This window comes from Dyella sp. 01L423, from assembly GCF_056399945.1.
The window spans coordinates 1-548 of sequence record NZ_JBFTSI010000034.1 but is presented as its reverse complement, the minus strand read 5'-3'; the positions used below and the strand labels follow the sequence as shown (position 1 = coordinate 548).

Annotated in this window: 1 protein-coding gene; it reads right to left on the bottom strand. The window is 67.3% G+C overall.

What is annotated here, in order from left to right:
• Positions 1-17: 17 nt before the first annotated feature.
• The coding region (locus AC1DMY_RS20925) for an oligopeptide/dipeptide ABC transporter ATP-binding protein (RefSeq protein ID WP_477166763.1) at positions 18-548 on the bottom strand (531 nt) is incomplete at its 5' end.

The window sequence follows — 548 nt, the reverse complement described above, 5'->3', positions numbered from 1 at the left end:
GGGCGGAGGGGCCCCGTTCAAGCCATATCGTTCAGATGGCACGCCGAGAAGCGTAGCGGCGCGATCTCCTTCAGCATCGGCTGTTCCTCCCGGCAGCGCGGCATCGCGTGCGGGCAGCGCGGGTGGAAGTGGCAGCCCAGCGGCGGGTTCAGCGGCGACGGGATCTCGCCCCGGATCGCCACATAGGTCTTCTTGCCCACTTCCAGCTTGGGCGCCTCGGCCAGCAGCGCCTGCGTGTACGGGTGGTTCGGCGCTGCGAACACGTCCTCGGTGGGCGCCGACTCCACCACCCTCCCCAGATACATGATCACCACGCGGTCGCTGATGTGCTTGACCACGCCCAGGTCATGGCTGATGAACAGGTAGGTCAGGTTCAGGTCTTCCCGCAGGCGCATGAACAGGTTCAGGACCTGGGCCTGGATCGAGACATCGAGCGCCGCCACCGATTCGTCGCAGACCAGGAATTCCGGCTTCACGGCCAAGGCCCGGGCGATGCCGATGCGCGCCCGCTGTCCGCCCGAGAACTGGTGCGGGAAGCGGCGCAGCAC